Origin of the sequence: Pseudomonas sp. 5P_5.1_Bac1 (genome assembly GCF_025466015.1) — a bacterium.
Taxonomy (GTDB): domain Bacteria; phylum Pseudomonadota; class Gammaproteobacteria; order Pseudomonadales; family Pseudomonadaceae; genus Aquipseudomonas.
On sequence record NZ_JANLNX010000108.1, the window covers coordinates 92,983 to 114,243 of the forward strand.

The following is a 21,261-nucleotide window of genomic DNA, read 5'->3' on the forward strand; positions in this document are numbered from 1 at the left end:
TCGCTCCTACGGGAGGCGTGCTAAACGGTAGGGCGAGCGTGCTCGCGATGGGTTACCCCGGAAACAAGAACGGACTCACGCCACTGCGCCCAAACCCTTCACGCTCCACCTCGGCATCCAGCCCCAGCGACGCCAGGTCGTCGGCGAGCACTTCCAGGTCTTTGTCATGTTCCGGGTAGAACACTTTCAGGTAGCTCTGGCACTCGCCGCAGCTTTCGGCCTTGACCGGCGCTTTCTCGCTGTCCAGCGACCAGTAGTCCAGCGCGCCGGTCGCTTCGCAGTTGCTGCATTTGAGCCGGACCATATGCCAGCGGCTTTCGCACAAGCCGCAATGCAGGTAGCGCAACCCGGACTGGGCGCCGGTGAGGATGCTGCTGGCCACCGGCGCGCTGGCGCACACCGGGCAGTGCTGGCGTTGTTCGCCGTGGGCCTTGCCGCTGGCCGGCAAATGCGCGGCCATCTGGCTGAAGTACAGCGACAACGCGCTCCACAGGAACAACGCCTGGCCGCTGTCGACCTGCTCGTAGTCGCCGGCGAGCAACGCATCGGCGGCGGCTTCCAGGCTCAGCGCATTCTGTTGCAGCAGACCTTGCAGGGTCGGATGCTCCAGGTGCTCGCCCAGTTGCCGCAGCACGGCCAGCCAGTAACCGTCACGGGGGAAGGTGCTGCATTCCAGCGGCGGATGGTCCTGACCAAGCCGGTCGGGCAGGGCGTCGATCAGCGCGGACGGCAGCGGCAACGAATCCAGCACGTGCTGCTGTGCCTCCACCAGCCCGGCCACGAAACCCAGGTAGTCGGCCATCGGGTGGTCTTCAGCCAACTGGCGCAGGCGCGCGGCCCGCGCGGTGTAGCGCCCGGCGTTGAGCGGCAGGAACACCGGCGGGATCTCGCCCACCGCGGCCTTGAGCGGTTCCACCGGGGTCATCTGGATACTGCTCATTGGCTTTTCCCGTTGCTGCTCTGCTTGTTGCTGATCTGCCGATACCAGCGGTCATGGTGGGTTTTCGCCCAGCGATGGGACACGTAGCCGGTGACCATGCCGCGGATCGAGCCCTTGACCCAGAACGCCAGGTACGCGTGGCCGATCACCAGCAGGATCAGGCCGATGCCGGCCAGGGCGTGTACCAGCAGGCCGATGCGGATGGTCGGAATCGAGAACAGCGGCGCGAAATACGGCCGCCAGATCACCACACCGCTGAGCAGCAACAGGCTGATCAGCCCCATGATTCCCCAGAACAGCACCTTCTGACCGGCGTTGTACTTGCCGATCTGCAGCGCCGGCTCATGCTTGCCGGACAGCACCTGCGGCAGGTTCTTGAACCAGATACGGTCTTCGGCCTCGGGCAGGTTGTAGCGCACGAAACGCACGAACAGGAACATCAGCAGCACGAACACCACCACGCCGAAAAACGGGTGGAGGATGCGCGCCATCTGCGGCGTGCCGAACACCGCGTTGAGGCCGTTGAGCGACGGGAAGAACCACGACAGCCCGGACAGCGCCACGGTGAAGAAGCAGATCACCATCAGCCAGTGGCTCGCGCGTTCGATGAAGCGCGTGCGCAGGATCAGTTTGTCCTTGTTCATGCGGGGGTCTCCTCGTCGTGTTTTTCTTCCTCGTCCACTTCATTGGGACCGACGCCGACATAGTGGAAGATGGTCCCGGCCAGGGTGGCGAAGAAGGCCGCCGCCGCCACGGGTTTGAGCCAGCCTTTCCAGCCTTGCACCGCGCCGCTGATGCGCGGGTCGGTGGGCAGCTTGTGGTACAAGTGCGGTTTGTCGGCGTGTTGCAGCACGTACATGACGTGGGTGCCGCCGACGCCTTGCGGGTCATACAGGCCGGCCCCGGCGAAGCCACGACCGTGCAACTCCTCGACACGCTCGGCGGCCAGGTGCTTCATGTCGTCCTTGCTGCCGAAATTGATCGCGCCGGTGGGGCAGGTCTTGACGCAGGCCGGTTCCTGGCCGACCGACACGCGGTCGACGCACAGGGTGCACTTGTAGGCCTTGTTGTCCTTCTTGTTGATCCGCGGCACGTCGAACGGGCAGCCGGCGATGCAGTAGCCGCAGCCGATGCAGTGCTCGGACTGGAAGTCGACGATGCCGTTGGCGTACTGGATGATCGCCCCCGGTTGCGGGCAGGCTTTCAGGCAGCCGGGGTCGGCGCAGTGCATGCAGCCGTCCTTGCGGATCAGCCATTCGAGCTTGCCGCTTTCGCTCTCGACTTCGTCGAAGCGCATCAGCGTCCAGGTTTCCGCCGTCAGGTCGGCGGGGTTGTCGTAGACGCCGACGTTGTGGCCAACCTCGTCACGCAGGTCGTTCCACTCGTTGCACGCGACCTGGCAGGCCTTGCAGCCGATGCAGATGCTCACGTCGATCAGCTTGGCCACTTCGGCCTGGTGACTGCGCGCCTGGGGGGGCGGCGTCAGCGCGCTGGTGGCGGAGCGTTTGATGATGTCCTGGGATTGGTATGACATGAGTGCTCCCTCAGACCTTTTCCACGTTCACGAGAAACGCCTTGTATTCCGGCGTATGGGTATTGGAGTCGCCGACGCCCGGGGTCAGGGTGTTGGCCAGGAAACCCTTGCGCGCCGCACCTTCGTAGCCCCAGTGGCAGGGGATACCGATGGTGTCCACGGGCTGGCCGTCGATGGTCAGGCGCTGGATGCGCTTGGTCACCACGGCCTTGGCCTTGATGTAGCCGCGCTGGGTGCTGACCTTGACCCGATCGCCCTGCTTGATGCCTTTTTCCGCCGCGAGCTTTTCGCCGATCTCGACGAACTGCTCGGGCTGGATGATCGCGTTCAGGCGAGAGTGCTTGGTCCAGTGCCGGAACAACTCGGTGATCGAGTAGGTGGTGGCGACGTATGGGAACTGCTCGCGCTTGCCCATCCGTGAGCGGTCGTGGTCGTAGATCCGCGCGGTCGGGCTGTAGGTCACGGCCGGGTGCAGCGGGTTGCTCGCCAGTGGGCTTTCGGTCGGCTCGTAGTGCTCGGGGAACGGCCCGTCGTTGAGCGCGCCCACCGAGAACAGCCGGCCCACGCCTTCGGGCAGCATGATGAACGGGCAGGTGCCAGTGCCGGGGGCAATGGTCGGGGCGAAGTCCGGGACATCGACGCCGCTCCAGCGCGTGCCGTCCCAGCCGATCAGCTTGCGCTTCGGATCCCACGGGTTGCCGGCAGGGTCGGCCGAGGCGCGGTTGTACAGCACGCGGCGGTTTTGCGGCCAGGCCCAGGCCCAGCCCGGCGTGTTGCCCAGGCCCGAGTCGGTGTTGTCGCGACGGGCCATCTGGTTGCCTTGCTCGGTCCAGCAGCCGGCGAAGATCCAGTTGAAGCACACGGTGCTGCCGTCATCGCGCAGTTGGCCGAAGTCATTGAGCAACTGGCCCTTGCGCAGGATCAGCGCGCCCTTGTCGTCGAACAGGTCGACCAGCGCGCGGCCGTTGGATTCCTTGGCCACTTCCTCGGGCTTGGGGTCCAGCGGGTCGGCGTAGTCCCAGGCCATGTTGAGCAGCGGCGCAGGGTTGGCGCCGCCTTCCTTCTGGTAGAGCTCGCGCAGCTTCATGAACAGGTGGCCGAGGATCTTGCCGTCGTGCCAGGCCTCGCCGGGTGGCGCGGCGCCCGCCCAGTGCCATTGCAGCCAGCGCGAGGAGTTGACGATCGAACCGTCTTCCTCGGCGAAGCAGGAGGAGGGCAGGCGGAACACTTCGGTCTGGATCGCCGCAGTGTCGACGTTGTGCTCTTCGCCGTGGTTCTTCCAGAAGCTCGAGGTCTCGGTCGCCAGCGGGTCGATGATCACCAGGAACTTGAGCTTGGCCAGGGCTTCCTGGGCCTTGTTCTTGTCCGGGAACGCCGCCACCGGGTTGAAGCCCTGGGCGATATAGCCGTTGACCTTGCCTTCGTACATGCGGTTGGTGAAGTTGATGACGTCGTAGCTGTCATCCCACTTCGGCAGCCAGTCGAAGCCCCAGTCGTTTTCCTTGGTCGCCTTGTCTCCCCAGAAGCTCTTCATCAGGCTGACGAAGAATTTCGGGGTGTTCTTGTAGTAGTTGACCTGGTCGGGCAGCACCGCGCTCGGCGTGGTCTGCTTGAGGTAGGTGGCAAGGTCGGTCTGGGCGTCGGAGGGCAGGTTCATGTAGCCCGGCAGGCGCAGCGACAGCAGGCCGAGGTCGGTGTAGCCCTGGATGTTGGAGTGACCGCGCAGGGCGTTGACGCCGCCGCCGGCCATGCCGATGTTGCCCAGCAGCAACTGCAGCATGCCCGAGCCGCGGATCATCTGCGCGCCGTTGGTGTGGTGGGTCCAGCCCAGCGCATAGAGGAAGGTGGCGGTCTTGTCCGGGGCGCTGGTCTCGCCGAGGATTTCGCAGATCTTCAGGAAATCTTCCTGCGCGGTGCCACAGACATTGCTGACCATTTCCGGGGTATAGCGGGCGACGTGGGCCTTGAGCAGGTTCCACACGCAGCGCGGGTGGCTCAGGCTCATGTCGCGCTTGGCGAAGCCGTTTTCGTCCAGCTCGTAGTTCCACGAGGCGCGGTCGTAGCTGCGCTTGTTGGCGTCATAGCCGCTGAACAGGCCCTCGTCGAAGTGGTAGTCCTCGCGCACGATCAGGCTGGCGTTGGTGTAGGCGCGCACGTATTCGTGCTGGATTTTGTCGTGGGTGATCAGGTAATTGACCATGCCCATCAGGAAGGTCACGTCGGAGCCTGCGCGCACCGGCGCGTAGATATCCGCCACCGCAGCGCTGCGGTTGAAGCGCGGATCGACCACGATGACCTTGGCGCCGTTGCGAATCTTCGCCTCGATCACCCACTTGAAGCCCACCGGGTGCGCTTCGGCGGGGTTGCCGCCCATGATCATCACGACGTTGGCGTTCTTGATGTCGACCCAACTGTTGGTCATCGCACCGCGGCCGAAGGTCGGCGCCAGCGCGGCTACGGTCGGCGCGTGGCAGACCCGGGCCTGGCTGTCGGTGCCGAGGATGCCCAGGGCGCGGGTGAAGCGCTGGTCCAGCGAGCCGGTCTCGCTGCTGGCCGCCGAAGAGCAGAGCATGCCGGTGCTGAGCCAGCGGTTGACGGTGGTGCCCTTGGCGTTCTTCTCGATGAAGTTGGCGTCGCGGTCGTCCTTCATCAGGCGCGCGATGCGCTCGATGGCGTAGTCCCAGCTGACCCGCTGCCATTTGTCCGAACCCGGCGCGCGGTACTCGGGGAACAGCAGGCGCTGGTCGCTGTGGATGTAGTCCACCAGCCCCGCGCCTTTCGGGCACAGCGAGCCGCGGCTGACCGGATGATCCGGGTCGCCTTCGATGTGGAAGATACGCGCCTTGGCGTTCTTCGCGCCGTCGCCGAGGCTGTACATCAGCAGGCCGCAGCCCACTGAGCAATAGGTGCAGTTGTTGCGGGTTTCCTTGGCGCGCAGCAGTTTGTACTGCCGCGATTGGGTGGCTTGGGCCATACCCGGCGCAAATCCCAGGGTGGCGCAGGTCGCGGTGGCCGCGCCGACGGTGCACAGTTTGAAGAACTGTCGTCTACCCAGTCCCATGATTATCTCCTTATTACGGACGACCTCACGAAACGGCCGTGCACAGGAGTGCCCGCCGGGAAAAGCGTCAGGATCGGTAAGTGGTCTTCAGGCAAAAGCATGCAGGGAATACGCCGCTGTCCCTTCTCTAGGGAGGACTATTTGTCGCATTCGCGGGGGAGTGTATTCCCGCGTTTTTTGTGTGACTAATCGACCTTGTTGATGGCGTGATCGACCCTGTCTATTGGCGCACAAAAAACAGGGTTTTCGGGGCTGGCCCGGCCAGTGCTACAGTCGCTCCCTTTTGCGTTCACAGAGGTGAAACATGCGCACTGCACTGGCGATCGTCGCCGCGACCCTGCTGGCGGGCTGCGCCTCGTCGGCCATGAACCAGGCCCGGGTTGGCCAACCGGACAGGATTTTCAATTCGACCAAAGACGTAGCCAAGGTCGCCGAGTGCGTCCAGTTCACCTGGCAGGACGAGGCTTCGTTCGGTGTCGATGCCAGCGGCTACCAGGAGCAGGTGAGCGGCGTGGTCACGGTTTCCACCCGTGGCGGCGAGTACTTTGCCGATATCACCGCGGCCGGCGGCGGCAGCCTGGTCAAGTTCTACGCGCAAAAGGATGACGCCCTGGCCCAGCGCCGTATGGCGGCCCTGGCCACCTGTCTCTGAGCACGGGCATATACTGAAGTAACGATACCGGCGTTGTGCCGGTATCGACCGCCTTTGGCCGCATTGGCCGGGTGCGTTGATCATCCTCGCTGTACGTGGGGGCGCGAGCGGACAACCCGTTTGGAGGTGTCTCATGAGCCAGTATCAACGAATCTTCATGATCGCCGCGCCGAGCCTGCGGCATACCCCGGCCCTGGAACGTGCCGTGGCCATTGCCAAAGCCACCGACGCGGCCCTGCACATCGCTGTTTTCATCGAAGAAGGTGACCTGCTCGGGCGCATGTCCAGCGGTTCGGCGCTGCGCCAGTCGATGGAGCAGGAAGCCTGGACCTGGCTGCGCGACGAAGCCGGGCAACTGCGCCACGACGGCCTGGAAGTGACCTGCGAGGTGCAGGTGAGCCGCGAGGTGCTGAAAGACATCATCGAACATGTGGAAGAGATGCAGCCGGACCTGGTGGTCAAGGACGTGCATCACGAATCCGCCCTGCGCCGGGTTTTCCTCACCCCGCCGGACTGGCACTTGCTGCGCGATTGCCCGGTGCCGCTGCACCTGGTCAGCGAAGTGCGCTGCCCGTTGCCGCGGGTGATCATCGCCGCCGTGGACACCCTGCACCCGGACAGCCAGCACACCCGCATCAACGAACGGGTGATCCGTGCCGCCAACGCCATGGCCGTGCAATGCGATGCCGACCTGCACCTGCTGCATGCCTGGGACGTGGCCCAGACCCACATCGCCGATTTCGGTGCCGGCGCCGTGACCATGCCCGGCTTCAACAGCGAAGTGCGGCGCTCGGCGCAACTGGCATTCGAACACCTGGCCGACAGCCACGGCGTACCCGAGGCCAACCGGCATTTCGTCAGCGGGCCGGCGAGCCATGCGATTGGCGAATATGCCGGGCATCACCGGGCGGATGTGATCGTCATGGGCAGCAGCCAGCGGCGCGGTGCGAGCGGGTTGCTGGGCAGTACGACCGAGCATGTGTTGCAGCATTTGCCGTGCAATGTGCTGGCGGTGCGCGGGGAGGAATAGAGCGGCGCATGTCGCATCGCTGCATGGGTATCTACAGATCTTTTGGCTGTATGAAGACCATGAAGCGTCAGTCAGAAAACCGGGTAATGGCGACCAGGCGCTAGCCGAAAGCTTTTCAGCGTTCTCCAGATCGAGCGCCGCCCGCGCGGCGCATCGCGAGCAAGCTCGCTCCTACATCGGTTGCAACGTGCCATGGTCTGTATGAATTGAGTTGCCCGCCTTTGGTGTTTGACGGTGAATCGCGGAGAGGCTGTTGAGGTCGACTCGAGACCGCGTCGTACGAATAAGGCGGCCAACCATGGCCTGACAGGCATAGGCACGTTGCAACCGATGTAGGAGCGAGCTTGTCGGGGCGCCGAACCGTCGCGATGCGCCGCGCGGGCGGCGCTCGATCTAAAGAGCGCTGGAAAACTCCCGGCATGCCCCTGCAATTAGCCATCGTTCACCACCTCACCCGCACCCCCAGATTCCCGATCAACCCATTCAAATCGTTGTCATCCACATCACTGCTGTAATCCGCGCTGACGAACAGCGCCACCTTCGGCGAGACCCGCGCCACCAGCCCCAAACCCAGTTCCACTGTGGCCGAATTACGCCCGCTGCTGATCTTGTCGACCTTGTCCAGCGTCACCGTGTCGGCGTTGGAGAAGTCGTACCAGACGTTGGTCCGCACATAGGGTTCGATCGGCATGCCGCGCACTTCATAGTGCCCGGACAGCCGCGCACCGACCCGGCCGCTCCAGCTCGGCTGGCCGTCCAGCGCCTGCAAGGCATCAGCCTGCGCCGGGTTGCCGGCGAAGTACTGCTGGTTGATCAACTGCGCCTGTGGCTCGATCACCCAGTTCTTGCCCAGGCCGATGGGGAAGCCACCTTCCACCGAGAAGGTCAGCGCATGCCCGTCGCCGTCGATGCGCTCGCCTGCAGCATTGCGCCCGCTGGCGTCGAAGCGGGTGCCCATGGCCACGGCGTCGACATGCCAGCCCTGGTCATGCTGCAAACTCCAGTACATCCCCAGGCTTTCACCTTCCAGACGGACGTTGTTCTGCCGTTCGCCCACGCTCGGGCGCTTGCCGTCGAAGCCGCTTTGCAGGGTGCTGTGCCCGACGAAAATCCCCGCCCGGTGCGTGCTGCCGCCGGCGGTTTCGCGGATGAACAGATCAGGGCTCATGCGCAGGTCGCTGCCCGGTGCCTGCAAGCGGGCATCGGTTTGCGCTGGCTTGCTCGCGGTCGGGAAGAATTGCGCCCATTGGCTCTGCATCAGCTCCGGTTGCGCCGGGCCGCTGCGTTCGGCCATGCGCTCGGAAAACGCGCTCAGGGTGTCGCGCCCAAGCCCGGGGAAACTCACCGGTTGCAGGGACAGGGTGGGGACGTCGAGTTTGAACAGCGGGTCCTGGTCTTCCAGGCCGATTGCTTGTGATTCCACCGGGGTTGCCATGAGCAGCGACGTGGAAACCGCAAAGAAAATCGACTCAAGGCCTGTGGCCGTCGACGGTTTTTTCATGGCGGATCTCCTCTGTGTAACAGCCAAGGGTCTGGCCTGATGTCACGGCCTGCAAACCAGCACAGAGGGGCGACCCAAACCAGCAAAACGATCCACGACCCGCGCGCGAACGCGCGAGCTAGAGGCTCGGATTGAGTTTTCACGGGTGAAGCTAAAGTGAAGTCAAGGAGATCAGGGCAGGCGCGTCAAGAATGTGTGAAGCCGGTGTGAACAGATCGGTGAACAGCCTAAGTGGCTGAATAACCGAGCACTTGCGCGGCGCATAGTCAGAGAGTGAATTTACACGGGGCCGGCTATTTCGAATGGTTGCAGGTGGCGGGCGAATTGTGCGTGACAGGGCGGTGCGTCTGTAAAACCCACGTCACACATTGGCGTACTCAGGCGCGGTGTCACGCTGCGGTGATTGGCATTAGCGCATTAAAGGCATGCTGCTAATAACGATTCGCTTGGCAAGACTGACATTTTTGCCAGGTGTGTTTTTTCTCCTCACGTTCAGTATGGAGTTACCGCTGCGGTGAGGGAGGAAGGATGATGGCCTACGTCATTACGGATAAATGCAAAAACGACAAGTCATGCCTGAAAGTGTGTCCGGTTGTCTGCATCTTCCAGGGCAAAAACACACTGGTGATAGACCCCGACACCTGTATCGATTGTGACGAGTGCGCAAAGGTGTGCCCGCATCACGCGATCTACCTCGATGAAGAGGTTCCCGATCCGAAGTTCATAAAGCTCAACCTGGACCAAAGCCGTACTCACCGTGAAGCCAAAAAGTACTGAGTAACGGTATGACCCGCCGCGCTGCCCGGCCCGTGGCAGCGCGGCGGGTCATGGCGTCAGTCTTCGTCCCGCTGCAACTCCAGCAGCAACAGGCTGCGCCCGGTGACCTGGAATTCGCTGCCGAACTCGAGCTTGTGGCCTTTGCGCAAGGTGGGCCGGTCGGTGTCGATCAGGCAGTTCCAGTATTCGCCTTGCGGCACTTCGGGCAGGGTGAAGGGGACGGTGTCGTGGTGGGCGTTGACGATCAGCAGCAGGGTCGCGTCGGCACCCGGTTTGCGAATCCCGCTGGCCTGGGCGCGGCCGTCCATCAACATGCCGAGGCAGCGGCCCTGGCTGTCTTCCCATTGCTCCACGGTCATCTCGCTAGCATCGGGCGCCAGCCAGGTGACGTCCTTGACGCCGATGGCCTCGTTGTAGTCGCCGACCAGGAACCGCGCCCGACGCAGGATCGGGTAGGCCTGGCGCAGCCGGGTCAGGCGCTTGACGAACTTGAGCAGCGCCGTGCCGTCTTCGTCCAGGTCCCAGTTGATCCAGCCGATCTCGCTGTCCTGGCAGTAGGCGTTGTTGTTGCCGTGCTGGGTGCGGCTGAATTCGTCGCCGGCAACGATCATCGGCGTGCCCTGGGCCAGCAGCAGAGTGGCGAAGAAGTTGCGCATCTGGCGCAGGCGCAGGGCCTTGATTTCGGGGTCGTCGGTGGGGCCTTCGGCGCCGTGGTTCCAGGACAGGTTGTTGTTGCTGCCGTCCTGGTTGTTTTCGTCGTTGTCCTCGTTGTGCTTGTCGTTGTACGAGACCAGGTCGCGCAGGGTGAAACCGTCGTGGGCGGTGATGAAGTTGACCGAGGCGTAGGGCCGCCGGCCGCGGCGATTGAACAGCTCGCCGGAGGCGGTCATGCGCGCGGCGAAATCCGCGAGCTGGCCTTCGTCGCCTTTCCAGAATGCACGCACGGTGTCGCGGAAACGGTCGTTCCATTCCGCCCAGCCAGGGGCGAAGTTACCCACCTGATAACCGCCGGGGCCGCAGTCCCAGGGTTCGGCGATCAATTTCACCTGGCTCAGCAGCGGGTCCTGGCGGCAGGCGACAAGGAAGCTGTGACGTTCGTCGAAACCTTCGTGGTAGCGCCCGAGAATGGTCGCCAGGTCGAAGCGGAAGCCGTCCACGTGCATCTCACCGGCCCAGTAGCGCAGCGAGTCGGTGACCAGTTGCAGCACGCACGGGTGGCTGAGATCGAGGGTGTTGCCGGTGCCGGAATCGTTGATGTAGTAGCGTTTGTCGTCGGGCATCAGGCGGTAGTAGGAGGCGTTGTCGATACCGCGCATCGACAGGGTCGGGCCCAGCTCGTTGCCCTCGGCGGTGTGGTTGTAGACCACGTCGAGGATCACCTCCAGACCGGCGTCGTGCAGGTGCGCGACCATTTCCTTGAACTCGGCGATCTTGCCCTTGGCCAGGTAGCGCGGATGCGGCGCGAAGAAGGCGATGCTGTTGTAGCCCCAATAGTTGTTCAGGCCCTTTTGCAGCAGGTGCTGGTCGTTGACGAAGGCGTGGATCGGCAGCAGCTCGATGGCGGTCACGCCCAGTTGCTTGATGTGGTCCAGCAACTCGTCATTCATCAGTCCGGCGAAGGTCCCGCGGGACGCGTCGGGCACGGCCGGGTGCCGCATGCTGATGCCACGGGTGTGGGCTTCGTAGAGGATGGTCTTTTCCCACGGGGTGCCGACGCGGCGGTCGCGGCCCCAAGTGTAGGCGGGGTCGATGACCTTGCACTTGGGCACGAAGGGCGCGCTGTCGCGCTCATCGAAACTGAGGTCGCCGTCGGGGTGGCCAATGGTGTAGCCGAACAGCGCTTCGGACCATTTCAAGCCGCCCACCAGCTGCTTGGCGTAGGGGTCGATCAGCAGTTTGTTGGGGTTGAAGCGATGGCCGTTGCCCGGGTCGTACGGGCCGTGCACGCGGTAGCCGTAGATCAGCCCGGGGTGGGCGTCGGGCAGGTAGCCGTGGAAGATTTCGTCGGTGTATTCCGGCAGCTCGATCCGCTCGATTTCGGTTTCGCCGCTGGCATCGAACAGACAGAGTTCCACCTTGGTGGCATTGGCCGAGAACAGGGCGAAGTTGACCCCCAGTCCGTCCCAGGTAGCACCCAGGGGAAAGGGCAGGCCTTCACGAATGCGCGAGGGTTCGGTGTGGGCGGTTTCGGGTTTATCGGTTCGGCTCATTGGGCACCTGAAGCGGGTTGACGGGAACGGCCAGCCGACGCGGTAGCAAGCGCTACCGCGGCGGGTGGTGAACGAAACGGGACCGACGCAGGGTCAGAGTGGAGCGGATTTCTTCGGTGTACGCGGCTTTTTCGCCGGCTCGCTCTTGGCCGGTGTGGCCTTGCCCAGAGTGGGCGCGGGTTCGGCTTTAGGCTTGGCGCTGGCACTGGCCTTGGGTTTTTTCGCGGTGCTGGCCTTGGGCGCCAGCGCCTCGGCTTCGGCCAGCTTGCGCGCCATTTCCCAATGACGCGCTTCGTGGCCTTCCGGCTTACCCTCCGACTCCCAGATCTGATACGCGAATTCGCGGATACGTTTTTCCTCGACACTCATGGCTACGCTCCTGATGACTCAATGTGCTCAATGAAAAGATTCACGGGAAAGCGCTCCAGCGCGGTGTTCAGCCACAGCTCCCGGGAGCCGGGCTCCTTGATGCTTGTGACTGCGCGCTGATCGAAAAGTCCCGTGCAATTGGCAGTGGACAAGGCGAACGGCAGAACCACCCGGGTATCGCCCCAGTTCTGTGCCGGGATCAGCGGGTGTGCGGTGTTGCCGAGCAGATTGCCGGCAAGGCGGGGAACGATGACGACGGCCCGTTGCTCTTCGCCGAGACGGGCGAAGGCGAGGACGTTTCCGGCGTGTTCGCCGCGCACTTCAAGCGGCAGGTAGGCGCCACGCAGGAACAGGTCGGCGTATTGCCGGCGCCGCTCCAGCACCTGGGCGATCAACGCCTGCTTGACGCGCCCGTCGCGCCACGCGCCAAGCAGCGCCTCGGGTGCCTGGCTGTCGTCGAGGGCCTGGCGGCGTACCGCGAAATCCACCGGGCGGCGGTTGTCCGGGTCGACCAGGCTGAAATCCCAGAATTCGTTGCTCTGGTACAGATCGGGCACGCCCGGCGCGGTCATGCGCAACAGGCACTGCACCAGGCTGTTCAGCGCTCCGGGGCAGGCCAGCGCGTTAGCGGCGTCCGCCAGGGAATGACGCAGTTGCTGGGACTGACGGTCCAGCAGCAGGCCGTCGATAAAGGCGGCGCAGGCGTCTTCATAGTCGGTGTTGGGCGCGCTCCAACTGCTGCGCAACTTGGCCTCGCGCAGCGCCTTGCGTTGCCATTCATGCAGGCGTTCGGCGTAGCGGCGCAGCCCCGGCTCATCGTCGGCGCGCAACTCCAGGGGCCAACTGCCGAGCAGGGTCTGGTAGAGCATCAGTTCATCGCCGGCGGTGGGCGCGGGGCCGTCGGCCAGTGCCTGGCGCAGCGGTTCGGCCAGCTCGCGCCAATGTTCGATGCGGCTGGCGAACCAGTCGGCGCGCTCGCTGATCACCGCGAGGCGGGCACGCAGGTCTTCGCCGCGCTTGTGGTCGTGGGTGGCGGTCGCCAGCAGGTTGTCGGGGAACTCGGCCAGCCGTTGCTGGCAGTGGGCGTGGAAGTCCTCGGCGGGCGCACTGAAACGCTCGGCCTCGAAGCCCACGTCATTGCGCGAGAGCAGCACCGCCGAGCGATAGAAGGCGGTGTCTTCCACTGCCTTGGCGGCCGTCGGCGAGGTCAGTTGCTGGAAGCGCACGCAGGCATGGCGCAGTTGCTTGCGCGGCCGCCCCGGTGGCAGCCGGCGCCAGGCTTCGCCGCCGAGCCAGCGTTGCAGGTAGTCGAGCACGCCGGCGTCGCTGTCGCCGAGGCTGATCCGCGCCTGTTCCAGGGCGGACTGAAAAAACTCTTCGTCCTGCTCTGGCCGACCGCAGGCGGTGATGTAGGTGCGGTAGACCGGGTAGTGCTCGACCAGTGCCTGCAAGGCGCGGCGGATCGCGCCGAAGGTCAGGTCGCGGCTCATCACGTCATTGCGCGCCACCTGCAACAGCGCCTGGGCCACGGATTCGAAGTCGCCGGCGAGGGAGCCTTGCAACACCAGTTGCCGGGCCTGGCGGACTTCCTCGCTGAACGGCGGGCGCTCGGTGAGCTCGTGCCACAGGTTGGCGAGCGGCGCCTCGCCGGCCGGGTCGTGTTGCAACAGCGACACCTGGTTCATGAATTCATAACCGGTGGTGCCGTCCACTTGCCAGTCGCGGTGCAGGCGTTCGCCGACACCGAGGATCTTCTCGACATAGATCGGCAGGTGCTCCAGCGCCGCGTGCAAGGGCCGTTGCGCCAGCAGGGCGCGGGTCCGGCGGCGCAGCTTGCGGCAATAACCGCGCGGATCGGCGAGGCCGTCGATATGGTCGATGCGCAGGCCGTCCACCAGGCCGCGGGCGATCAGCTCGAAAACTTTGCCGTGGGTCGCTTCGAACACCGTCGGCCGCTCGACGCGCAGGCCGCCCAGTTCGTTGACGTCGAAGAAGCGCCGCCAGTTGATGTCGTCCGCCGCCGTGCGCCAACTCGCCAGCCGATAGTGCTGGCGCTCCAGCAGCCCGTGCAGGCGGATGAAGCCGGCTTCCTGGCGACCATCGAAGCCTTCCAGCAGACGCTCGATATCCACCGCGACCTGGGCCAGCCGGGCCAGGTCGATCAGTTCGCGGTGCAGCGGCTCGGCGTCGTCGGCGTTTTGCAGCGCGGCGAAGCGCCCGGCGAGGTCGCGCAGGCTCGACAACTGACTGGCGGCGAGGACCAGCGCATAGTCCGGCGGGCTGACCGGGAAGCGGTGTTCATGGTGATGAATCTGGAAGCGCCCGGTGTCCGCTGAAAAACGCAGCGGCGTCTCGCCAGCCTGCAGCACCTTGCCGTAATCGTCGGCGAGGAAGGGCAGGAGCAACTGGCCTTCCAGCAGCGGGTCGGGCGAATGCCACTGGATATCGAAGAACTCCGCGTAGCGGCTGCGCCGGCCCCAGGCCAGCAGGTCTTGCCACCAGGGGTTGTGCTCGCCGCCCACGGCCATGTGGTTGGAAACGATGTCGAGGATCAGGCCCATGCCGTGTTGGCGCAACGCCGCAACCAGGCGTTCCAGTGCGGCCTCGCCGCCCAGCTCCGGGCTGACCCGGGTCGGGTCGACCACGTCGTAGCCGTGCCGCGAGCCGGGGCGGGCCTCCAGCAGCGGCGACGCATAGACGTGGCTGATGCCGAGGCGCGCGAAGTAGGGCACCAGCGGCACCGCGTCATCGAGGGTGAAGTCGGCATGAAATTGCAGGCGCAAGGTCGCGGTCAGTGGGCTCATCGGTCACGCTCCCAGGCTTGTTCGCGGGCCTGGGCCAGCAGTTCCAGACGCCGCGCGGCGTCGTAGTCGTCGAGCAGGTCGCGGGCTTGCGGGGCAAAGCGGCGGCACCAGTTGGGATGGCCTTCGGTGGTGCCGGGCAGGTTCGGTTGTTCGTCCACGCCCAGCAGATCCTCCAGTGGCAGCAGCACCAGCGGTGCTCGGGTGTGGCCGAGCAAGCGCACGCTGGCGTCGATGACCGTGTCGTCGTTGTCCATGGGCTGGTTGTAGTTGCGTTCGAGCAACTGGCGCAGGCCACGGATTTCGCCCTGGCGGGTGTCGCGCCAGTGCCGTTCGGTGAGGGCGTCGATCAGTTGCAGGCGGTGGTTCCAGTCGATATCCCGTGATGACAGCCAGCCGGCCAATGGCGGCAAATCGTGGGTGCTGGTGGTGGCGAGGGCGTTGTCCGGCCAGTCGAGGATCGGCTTGAAGTGCCCCGGCGGGTCCTGTTCGAACAGCAGCACGCGCATGCCGAGGATGCCCCGCGCCGCGAGTTTCTCCCGCAGGCCGTCGGGCACGGTGCCGAGGTCTTCGCCGAGGACGATGGCGCGGTGGCGCACCGATTCCAGGGCGAGCAGGCGCAGCAGGTCGTCCAGCGGATAGTGCAGGTAGGCGCCGGCGCTGGCCGCGGCTCCGTTGGGAATCAGCCATAGCCGTTGCAGGCCCATCACGTGGTCGATGCGCAGGCCGCCGGCATGGGCGAAGTTGGCCCGGAGCATTTCGATAAAGGCGCGGTAGCCGTTGCGGCGCAGGCCTTTCGGCGAAAAGGCGCAGATGCCCCAGTTCTGTCCGGCGCGGTTGAGGATGTCCGGTGGCGCGCCGACGTGCAGGTCGGCCAGCAGTTCGTCCTGGCGGCTCCAGGCCTGGCTGCCGGCACCGTCGGCGCCGACCGCGAGGTCAGCGATCAGGCCGACCGCCATGCCCTGGCCGCGTGCCGCCTGCTGCGCCCGTTCCAGGCCGCGGGCCACCAGCCATTGGCAGAAGGCGTAGTACTCGATGGCCGCCGGGTAGTGATCGGCGAACTGCGCGACCTCCACGCTGCGCGGCTCGCGCCAGCCGTCCCACCAGCGCCGCCAGTCCTGGCTGCTGCCCTTGGTGGCGGCGGCGTCGAGCAGGGCTTCGTAGCGGCAGTGGTCTTCCAGCGCCTGGCCGCCGGCCTTGCGGAAGCTGTTGAAGTCTTCGCGTTGCGGGTGGTCGCCGCGGCTGAAGTCGCGGTACAGCACGCGCATCAGTTTCTGCTTGGCACCGGCCGCCCGTGGCCAGTCGATCAGCGGCAACTGCTCCAGTTCGTCGAAAGGCAGTTCCAGGCTTTCCCGCGCCACGCGCACGGCGCGTTCGCCGAGGAGGATTTCCGGGCTGGCGTAGAGGCTGTTGTAGAACAGCCGGCTGGAGGGCGAATAAGGGCTGTAGGTGTGGCTGTTGTTGGCGAACATGGCATGGGTCGGGCTGATCGCCAGGGCATCGGCACCGCGTTCGGCGGCGCTGCGGGCCAGGGCTTCGAGGGCCAGGCAGTCGCCGAAGCCGCCGTCGCCCTGGCGGCGCAGGCTGTAGAGCTGGGCACTGACGCCCCAACTGCGCGGGTTCGAGTGGTCGTCGGCGTCGGCCAGGGTGAAGCAGCGCAGCGGCGCCACGGCAAGGGTGAAGCCCTGGCCGTTGATGCTCAGGCGGTGATAGCCGAGCGGCAGGCCGCCGGGCAGGGCACCTTGGGCGTCCAGGCGCAGGGCCTGTTCGCTGCCGTCTTCGAGCACGGCGTGGCACAGGTTGCCGGCGTCGAACCAGTGCGCCAGCGGCAGGGCTTCGCCGAGGTCGACGGTCAACAGCGGCGGCAGGTGCTGCGTATCCTCGGCCTGTTCCAGGGCTTTGATGCTGTGGGCGACGCTGTCGGCATCCTCGGCGGGATGGCCGAGGGCGGCGAGGATGGCACGCAAGTCCGGATCACTGACCTTTTGCGCCTTGCCGTTGGCGTCGATCCAGTCGACAGCCAGGCCCGCGAGGCGGGCCAGGTGGTGCAGATGCAGGTCACTCATTGGGCAGACTCCGCGGCGGAAGGAGGAATGCGGCTGACCAGGGCGCTGAAGGGGGGCAGGGTCCCTGGTTGTTGCACTGCTTCAGTGCATTGGAACAACGGTTGATGACGCTCGGTCAGGTCCGATTGCACCGGTTCCGGGCCGAGGTTGAGGTCGATGCGCAGCTCACTGCCGTCGCCCAGCCGCCAATGGGCGCTGAGTGCCTTGTCGCCGAGCACTTGGGTGCCCAGCGCCCGGGCGCCGTCGAGGTGCGGCACGATGTGACGGCGGCGCAGAGCCAAGAGCTGTCGGTAGAAGTCTTCCCAGGCGGCGCTGTGGCTGTTGCGCCGGGGGCGGGAGTCGATGAAAGTCTGCAACGCGTTGGGGTCGGGGATCTGCTCCCGGCGCTCTGGTTCGGTGAACGCGGCGAAGCCCTGGAATTCGGCGCGGCGGCCTTCGCGCACGGCATCGGCCAGCTCGTCGTGGTGATCGGTGAAGAACAGGAACGGCTGTTCGCTGGCCCATTCATCGCCCATGAACAGCAGCGGAATCATCGGCGAGAGCAGCAGCAGGGTGGTCGCGGCGCGCAGCGCGCGGGGTTCGCACAGGGTCGACAGGCGCTCGCCGAAAGCGCGGTTGCCGGTCTGGTCGTGGTTCTGCAAAAACAGCACGAAGGCGCTCGGCGGCAAGTGTCCGCTGGGCTCGCCGCGCGGCCGGCCATGGCGGTCGGCTTCGCCCTGGTAGACGAAACCTTCGCTCAGGCTGCGGGCCAGGCGCTGCGCCGGTTGCTGGCGGAAATCGGCGTAATAGCCTTCTTCCTCGCCGGTCAGCAGCACATGCAGGGTGTTGTGCCCATCATCGTTCCACTGCGCGTCGAAATCGGCCCCGAGCAGGTGCGCCTGGTTGAACTCGTTTTCCAGCACCAGCCAGCAGTGGCGGTCCGGGGCACAGTGCTGGCGCACGGCGCCAGACAATGCGCGAAGAAAGTCCGGGTCGTCGATGGCGTGCACCGCATCCAGGCGCAGGCCGTCGAAACGGTAGTCGTTGAGCCACATCAGAGCATTTTCGATGAAGAAGTCGCGCACCTCCGTGCGGCGAAAATCGATGGCCGCGCCCCAGGGGGTCTGCCGGTCTTCACGGAAAAATTCGCTGGCGTAGTGGTGCAGGAAGTTGCCGTCGGGGCCGAAGTGGTTGTAGACCACGTCCAGCAGCACCATCAGGCCGAGGCCGTGGGCCTGGTCGATCAGCGCTTGCAGTTGTTCCGGCGAGCCGTAGCTGTGCTGCGGGGCAAAGGGCAGAACGCCGTCGTAGCCCCAATTGCGCTCGCCGGGGAACTGGCCGATGGGCATCAGTTCGATGGCGGTGATGCCCAGTTCGGCCAGGCGCGGCAATTCCTTCATCACCCCGGCGTAGCCGCCGAGCAGACCGACATGCAGTTCCTGGATCACCGCTTCCGACCAGGGCCGGCCGCGCCAGCCATCGTGACGCCAGCGGTAGCGCTGGGGTGCGATGACCTGGCTGGGGCCGTGCACGCCTTGGGGTTGGAAGCGCGAAGCGGGGTCGGGGACCGACAGGTCGCCGTCGATGCGGTAGCGATACAGGCTGCCCGGCGGACAGCGCCGTTGCAGGCGAAACCAGCCATCGGCCTCGGGAGCCATGGCGAAGGTCGCGCCATCCAGTTCGAGTTCGACGCTGCGGGCGTCGGGCGCCCACAACGCGAAGCGGGTGCGCTGGCCGTCCTCGACCAGCGCCCCATGGTTGAAGCACAGGGGCAGGGGCGGCATGGCTTACCCCCGCTGGCTAGTGGCGCGGACGACCAGTTCCTCGTACAGCCGGGCGTAGGGTTCCACCGCCTGGCACCAGTTGAAGGGTTGGGTCATCGCCAGGCAGCGCATGGCGTTGAGCAGCGGTTTCTTCTCGAAGACGTAGAAGGCCCGTTGCAGCGCCTCGCGGTAGCTTTCCACGGTGGATTCGTCGAACAGGAAGCCGGTGACGCCACTCTCGATGGTGTCGGCCAGGCCGCCGGTATTGCGCGCCACCGGCAACGAACCGAAGCGCTGCGCGTACATCTGGCTCAGGCCGCAGGGCTCGTAGCGCGACGGCATCAGCAGGAAGTCGCTGCCGGCGAACATGCGCCGGGCATCGGTTTCGTTGAAGCCGATGCGCACGCCGATGCGGCCGGGGAAGCGCACCGCCAGCTCGCGCATGGCCTGTTCTTCCTCGGGTTCGCCGCGGCCGATGATGGCGAGCTGGCCGCCTTGCTCGACGATGAACTCGGCCACGCCCAGGGTCAGGTCGAGGCCTTTCTGATAGACCAGTCGCGAGACCACGGCGAACAGCGGGCCGGTGGACGGCTCAAGGCCGAACAGTTCGCGCACCTGCGTGGCGTTGGCCGCCTTGCCTTCCCAGTCATTGAGGCCGAAGCGGTGTTCCAGGTGGCTGTCGGTGGCCGAGTTCCAGCTCTCGTCGATGCCGTTCGGAATGCCGCTGAGCAGCCCTTGCTGGGCCTTGCTGTCGAGGAACCCGTCGAGCCCGCAGCCGAATGCCGGCGTGGTGATTTCGCGGGCGTAGGTGGCGCTGACCGTGGTGATGTGGCTGGAGTAGGCCAGGCCCGCCTTGAGGAACGACAGCTTGCCGTAGAACTCCATGCCTTCCTGTTGCAGGGCGTGTTCGGGGATCGCCAGTTCCGGGCAGCAGGCGCGGCTGACCACGCCCTGGTAGGCGAGGTTGTGAATGGTGAACAGGGTCGGGGTGCTCAGGCCGCGCCAGTGCATATAGGCCGGGGCCAGGCCGGCGGGCCAGTCGTGGGCGTGGACCAGGTCCGGGGTCCAGTGGACCATGCCTTCGCCTGCGGCGATTTCGGCGGCGGCCAGGCCCAGGCGGGCGAAGCGGATGTGGTTGTCGGGCCAGTCACGGCCGTTGTTGGCGCCGTAGGGCGTGCCTTCGCGCTGGTACAGCTCGGGGCAGATGAGGACGTAGATGACCAGGCCGTCCGGCAGGTCCATGCGCCCGATCTGGCAAGCGGGCAGCGCCGCGTGGCCACCCAGTTCGCCGACCACATGGATCGGGTTGTCGCTTTCCATCACTTGCGGGTAGCCGGGGATCAGCACGCGGACATCGTGCAAGTGGCTCATGGCGCGGGGCAGGGCGGCGGAGACGTCGCCCAGGCCGCCGGTCTTGACCAGGTCGGCGATTTCCGAAGTAACGAACAAGACTTTGCGTTTGTGCCGGTTCTGTCTGGCGTCGGCGGCATAGCCACGGCTCGTTGCGACGATGTCACTGCCCACGGGGGCGCTGGTGTCCGGATTGAAATGCTCGGTATGCGGTTCGACAGCGGCACTGATCATACTTCTCTCCATCCCTTGTTCTGCGGGTGAATCACCCTAATGCGATGCCTGTTCGGTCTATCTCTCTTCTGCTGTGCAGTGTTGCGTCCCTGTCACCCGTGCAAGCGCTACGCCAAATGGCGCTCCTGCCATTGGCGAACTGACGAAGTGTAGGGATGGGTGGGCCGCGCCCGGGAACGCCGGAAGCGATGACCTACTTAAATTCCTGACCGGTACCGTGATCCGAAAGTTTCAACTTTTTTCGGTCGGGTTGTCCGGGCGGTACCACGCAGGATTTGCCAGTGTAGGAGAGGGATCGGAGAAAATGTGACCCGCTGGTCATATTTCAGATTGAAGACACATGGGTGGGTTTTTGCATAAGGGAGGAAGGGAAGGGGGTAGTTTGGTTATTGGGGGGTCGCGCCGCGCAAGCGGCGCTCGATCTCAAGGGCGCTGACAACCTGGGTTCAACCAAGAATCCCCTTCATCTTGTCCCGCAACTGATCGATGGTGAACGGCTTGCCAATCACATGCATGCCTTCCGGCACATCCATGGTCGAGCCATAGCCGCTGGCAAACACGATCGGCAGCAGCGGGCGCAATTCGCGGGTCAGGCGGGCCAGTTCCTGGCCGTTCATGCCGGGCAGGCCGACGTCAGTGAGCATCAGCGAAAAGGGCTGTTGCGGGTCTTCGATCAGCTTGAGTGCCTCTTCGCCGTCTTGGGCCTCGGTAACCTCGTACCCCAGTTCATTGAGCACATCGACCAACAGCATGCGCACGATGTTGTCGTCTTCAACGACCAGAAGAGGGGGAATAGCGGGCATGGGTTGCTCCTGCGGCAATAGGTATTACTGACTCTGTAAACGCAACGCCGCAGGAAGTTCCCCGGCATCAGTGATGTGCAGCATAGCGGTCGACGTTGAAGCAGGGAACGATTGGCGAACCGATGCCTCAAATACTGGCTTTGTGCCCTGTCGATTGCCGTGAACATGGATAGACTGGGAGGGGCAGCGTG

The 21,261-nt window shown here is 65.0% G+C and carries 15 protein-coding genes; 3 read left to right on the top strand and 12 right to left on the bottom strand.

Annotated features, from left to right (window positions below):
• Positions 1-52 precede the first annotated feature (52 nt).
• Genes fdhE through fdnG form a run of 4 tightly spaced genes read right to left on the bottom strand, consistent with a single transcriptional unit; the run spans position 53 to position 5,535 of the window.
• Positions 53-940, bottom strand: coding sequence for a formate dehydrogenase accessory protein FdhE (fdhE, locus tag NTD82_RS23770; protein ID WP_262130522.1), 888 nt, complete (start codon positions 938-940; stop codon positions 53-55).
• A complete protein-coding gene (locus NTD82_RS23775) occupies positions 937-1,584 on the bottom strand; it encodes a formate dehydrogenase subunit gamma (protein WP_262130523.1) in 648 nt (215 codons plus the stop codon). The genes fdhE and NTD82_RS23775 overlap by 4 nt, the downstream gene beginning before the upstream one ends.
• Positions 1,581-2,474: a formate dehydrogenase subunit beta gene (gene fdxH / locus NTD82_RS23780; RefSeq protein ID WP_095153745.1), complete on the bottom strand. Its 894-nt coding sequence runs from the start codon at positions 2,472-2,474 to the stop codon at positions 1,581-1,583. The genes NTD82_RS23775 and fdxH overlap by 4 nt, the downstream gene beginning before the upstream one ends.
• Before the next feature lie 10 nt (positions 2,475-2,484).
• Positions 2,485-5,535, bottom strand: coding sequence for a formate dehydrogenase-N subunit alpha (gene fdnG, locus NTD82_RS23785; RefSeq protein ID WP_262130524.1), 3,051 nt, complete (start codon positions 5,533-5,535; stop codon positions 2,485-2,487).
• A 304-nt stretch (positions 5,536-5,839) separates the two neighbouring features.
• Here fdnG and NTD82_RS23790 point away from each other — a divergent pair, with 304 nt between their 5' ends.
• A complete protein-coding gene (locus NTD82_RS23790) occupies positions 5,840-6,187 on the top strand; it encodes a hypothetical protein (RefSeq protein ID WP_262130525.1) in 348 nt (115 codons plus the stop codon).
• A gap of 133 nt (positions 6,188-6,320) precedes the next feature.
• A complete protein-coding gene (locus NTD82_RS23795; RefSeq protein ID WP_262130526.1) occupies positions 6,321-7,217 on the top strand; it encodes a universal stress protein in 897 nt (298 codons plus the stop codon).
• A gap of 442 nt (positions 7,218-7,659) precedes the next feature.
• Here NTD82_RS23795 and NTD82_RS23800 read toward each other — a convergent pair whose 3' ends face one another.
• On the bottom strand, positions 7,660-8,718 hold the full coding sequence (locus tag NTD82_RS23800) for an autotransporter outer membrane beta-barrel domain-containing protein (RefSeq protein ID WP_262130527.1): 1,059 nt from the start codon (positions 8,716-8,718) through the stop codon (positions 7,660-7,662).
• Positions 8,719-9,249: 531 nt separating this feature from the next.
• Between NTD82_RS23800 and NTD82_RS23805 the strand changes: the two genes are divergently transcribed.
• Positions 9,250-9,495 carry an indolepyruvate ferredoxin oxidoreductase subunit alpha gene (locus NTD82_RS23805; RefSeq protein WP_262130528.1) on the top strand — a complete coding sequence of 82 codons (246 nt, stop codon included), beginning with the start codon at positions 9,250-9,252 and terminating at the stop codon, positions 9,493-9,495.
• Positions 9,496-9,551: 56 nt separating this feature from the next.
• Here NTD82_RS23805 and glgX read toward each other — a convergent pair whose 3' ends face one another.
• From glgX to NTD82_RS23840, 7 genes are all read right to left on the bottom strand, one after another.
• Positions 9,552-11,705 (bottom strand): glycogen debranching protein GlgX, encoded by a 2,154-nt coding sequence (gene glgX, locus NTD82_RS23810; RefSeq protein WP_262130529.1) that lies wholly within the window; start codon positions 11,703-11,705, stop codon positions 9,552-9,554.
• A 93-nt stretch (positions 11,706-11,798) separates the two neighbouring features.
• Positions 11,799-12,074 (bottom strand): DUF2934 domain-containing protein, encoded by a 276-nt coding sequence (locus NTD82_RS23815; RefSeq protein WP_262130530.1) that lies wholly within the window; start codon positions 12,072-12,074, stop codon positions 11,799-11,801.
• Between the two features lie 2 nt (positions 12,075-12,076).
• Positions 12,077-14,878 (bottom strand): malto-oligosyltrehalose synthase, encoded by a 2,802-nt coding sequence (locus NTD82_RS23820; RefSeq protein ID WP_262130531.1) that lies wholly within the window; start codon positions 14,876-14,878, stop codon positions 12,077-12,079.
• A complete protein-coding gene (gene malQ / locus NTD82_RS23825; RefSeq protein WP_262130532.1) occupies positions 14,875-16,941 on the bottom strand; it encodes a 4-alpha-glucanotransferase in 2,067 nt (688 codons plus the stop codon). Before malQ ends, NTD82_RS23820 begins: the two co-directional genes overlap by 4 nt.
• Positions 16,938-18,704: a malto-oligosyltrehalose trehalohydrolase gene (gene treZ / locus NTD82_RS23830; RefSeq protein WP_262130533.1), complete on the bottom strand. Its 1,767-nt coding sequence runs from the start codon at positions 18,702-18,704 to the stop codon at positions 16,938-16,940. Before treZ ends, malQ begins: the two co-directional genes overlap by 4 nt.
• Before the next feature lie 3 nt (positions 18,705-18,707).
• Entirely contained in the window at positions 18,708-20,267 is a 1,560-nt protein-coding gene (gene glgA / locus NTD82_RS23835) for a glycogen synthase GlgA (protein WP_262130534.1), read from the bottom strand.
• Positions 20,268-20,713: 446 nt separating this feature from the next.
• Complete coding sequence (locus tag NTD82_RS23840; RefSeq protein ID WP_095153734.1) at positions 20,714-21,070, bottom strand: response regulator; 357 nt, start codon at positions 21,068-21,070, stop codon at positions 20,714-20,716.
• Positions 21,071-21,261 lie beyond the last annotated feature (191 nt).

Coding starts and splice junctions, on each gene's coding strand:
- treZ (WP_262130533.1), bottom strand. CDS start 18,704: ATGCCGCCCCTGCCCCTGTGCTTCAACCATGGGGCGCTGGTCGAGGAC.
- NTD82_RS23790 (WP_262130525.1), top strand. CDS start 5,840: ATGCGCACTGCACTGGCGATCGTCGCCGCGACCCTGCTGGCGGGCTGC.
- NTD82_RS23805 (WP_262130528.1), top strand. CDS start 9,250: ATGGCCTACGTCATTACGGATAAATGCAAAAACGACAAGTCATGCCTG.
- NTD82_RS23820 (WP_262130531.1), bottom strand. CDS start 14,878: ATGAGCCCACTGACCGCGACCTTGCGCCTGCAATTTCATGCCGACTTC.
- glgA (WP_262130534.1), bottom strand. CDS start 20,267: ATGATCAGTGCCGCTGTCGAACCGCATACCGAGCATTTCAATCCGGAC.
- NTD82_RS23840 (WP_095153734.1), bottom strand. CDS start 21,070: ATGCCCGCTATTCCCCCTCTTCTGGTCGTTGAAGACGACAACATCGTG.
- fdhE (WP_262130522.1), bottom strand. CDS start 940: ATGAGCAGTATCCAGATGACCCCGGTGGAACCGCTCAAGGCCGCGGTG.
- glgX (WP_262130529.1), bottom strand. CDS start 11,705: ATGAGCCGAACCGATAAACCCGAAACCGCCCACACCGAACCCTCGCGC.
- fdxH (WP_095153745.1), bottom strand. CDS start 2,474: ATGTCATACCAATCCCAGGACATCATCAAACGCTCCGCCACCAGCGCG.
- malQ (WP_262130532.1), bottom strand. CDS start 16,941: ATGAGTGACCTGCATCTGCACCACCTGGCCCGCCTCGCGGGCCTGGCT.
- NTD82_RS23800 (WP_262130527.1), bottom strand. CDS start 8,718: ATGAAAAAACCGTCGACGGCCACAGGCCTTGAGTCGATTTTCTTTGCG.
- NTD82_RS23795 (WP_262130526.1), top strand. CDS start 6,321: ATGAGCCAGTATCAACGAATCTTCATGATCGCCGCGCCGAGCCTGCGG.
- fdnG (WP_262130524.1), bottom strand. CDS start 5,535: ATGGGACTGGGTAGACGACAGTTCTTCAAACTGTGCACCGTCGGCGCG.
- NTD82_RS23815 (WP_262130530.1), bottom strand. CDS start 12,074: ATGAGTGTCGAGGAAAAACGTATCCGCGAATTCGCGTATCAGATCTGG.
- NTD82_RS23775 (WP_262130523.1), bottom strand. CDS start 1,584: ATGAACAAGGACAAACTGATCCTGCGCACGCGCTTCATCGAACGCGCG.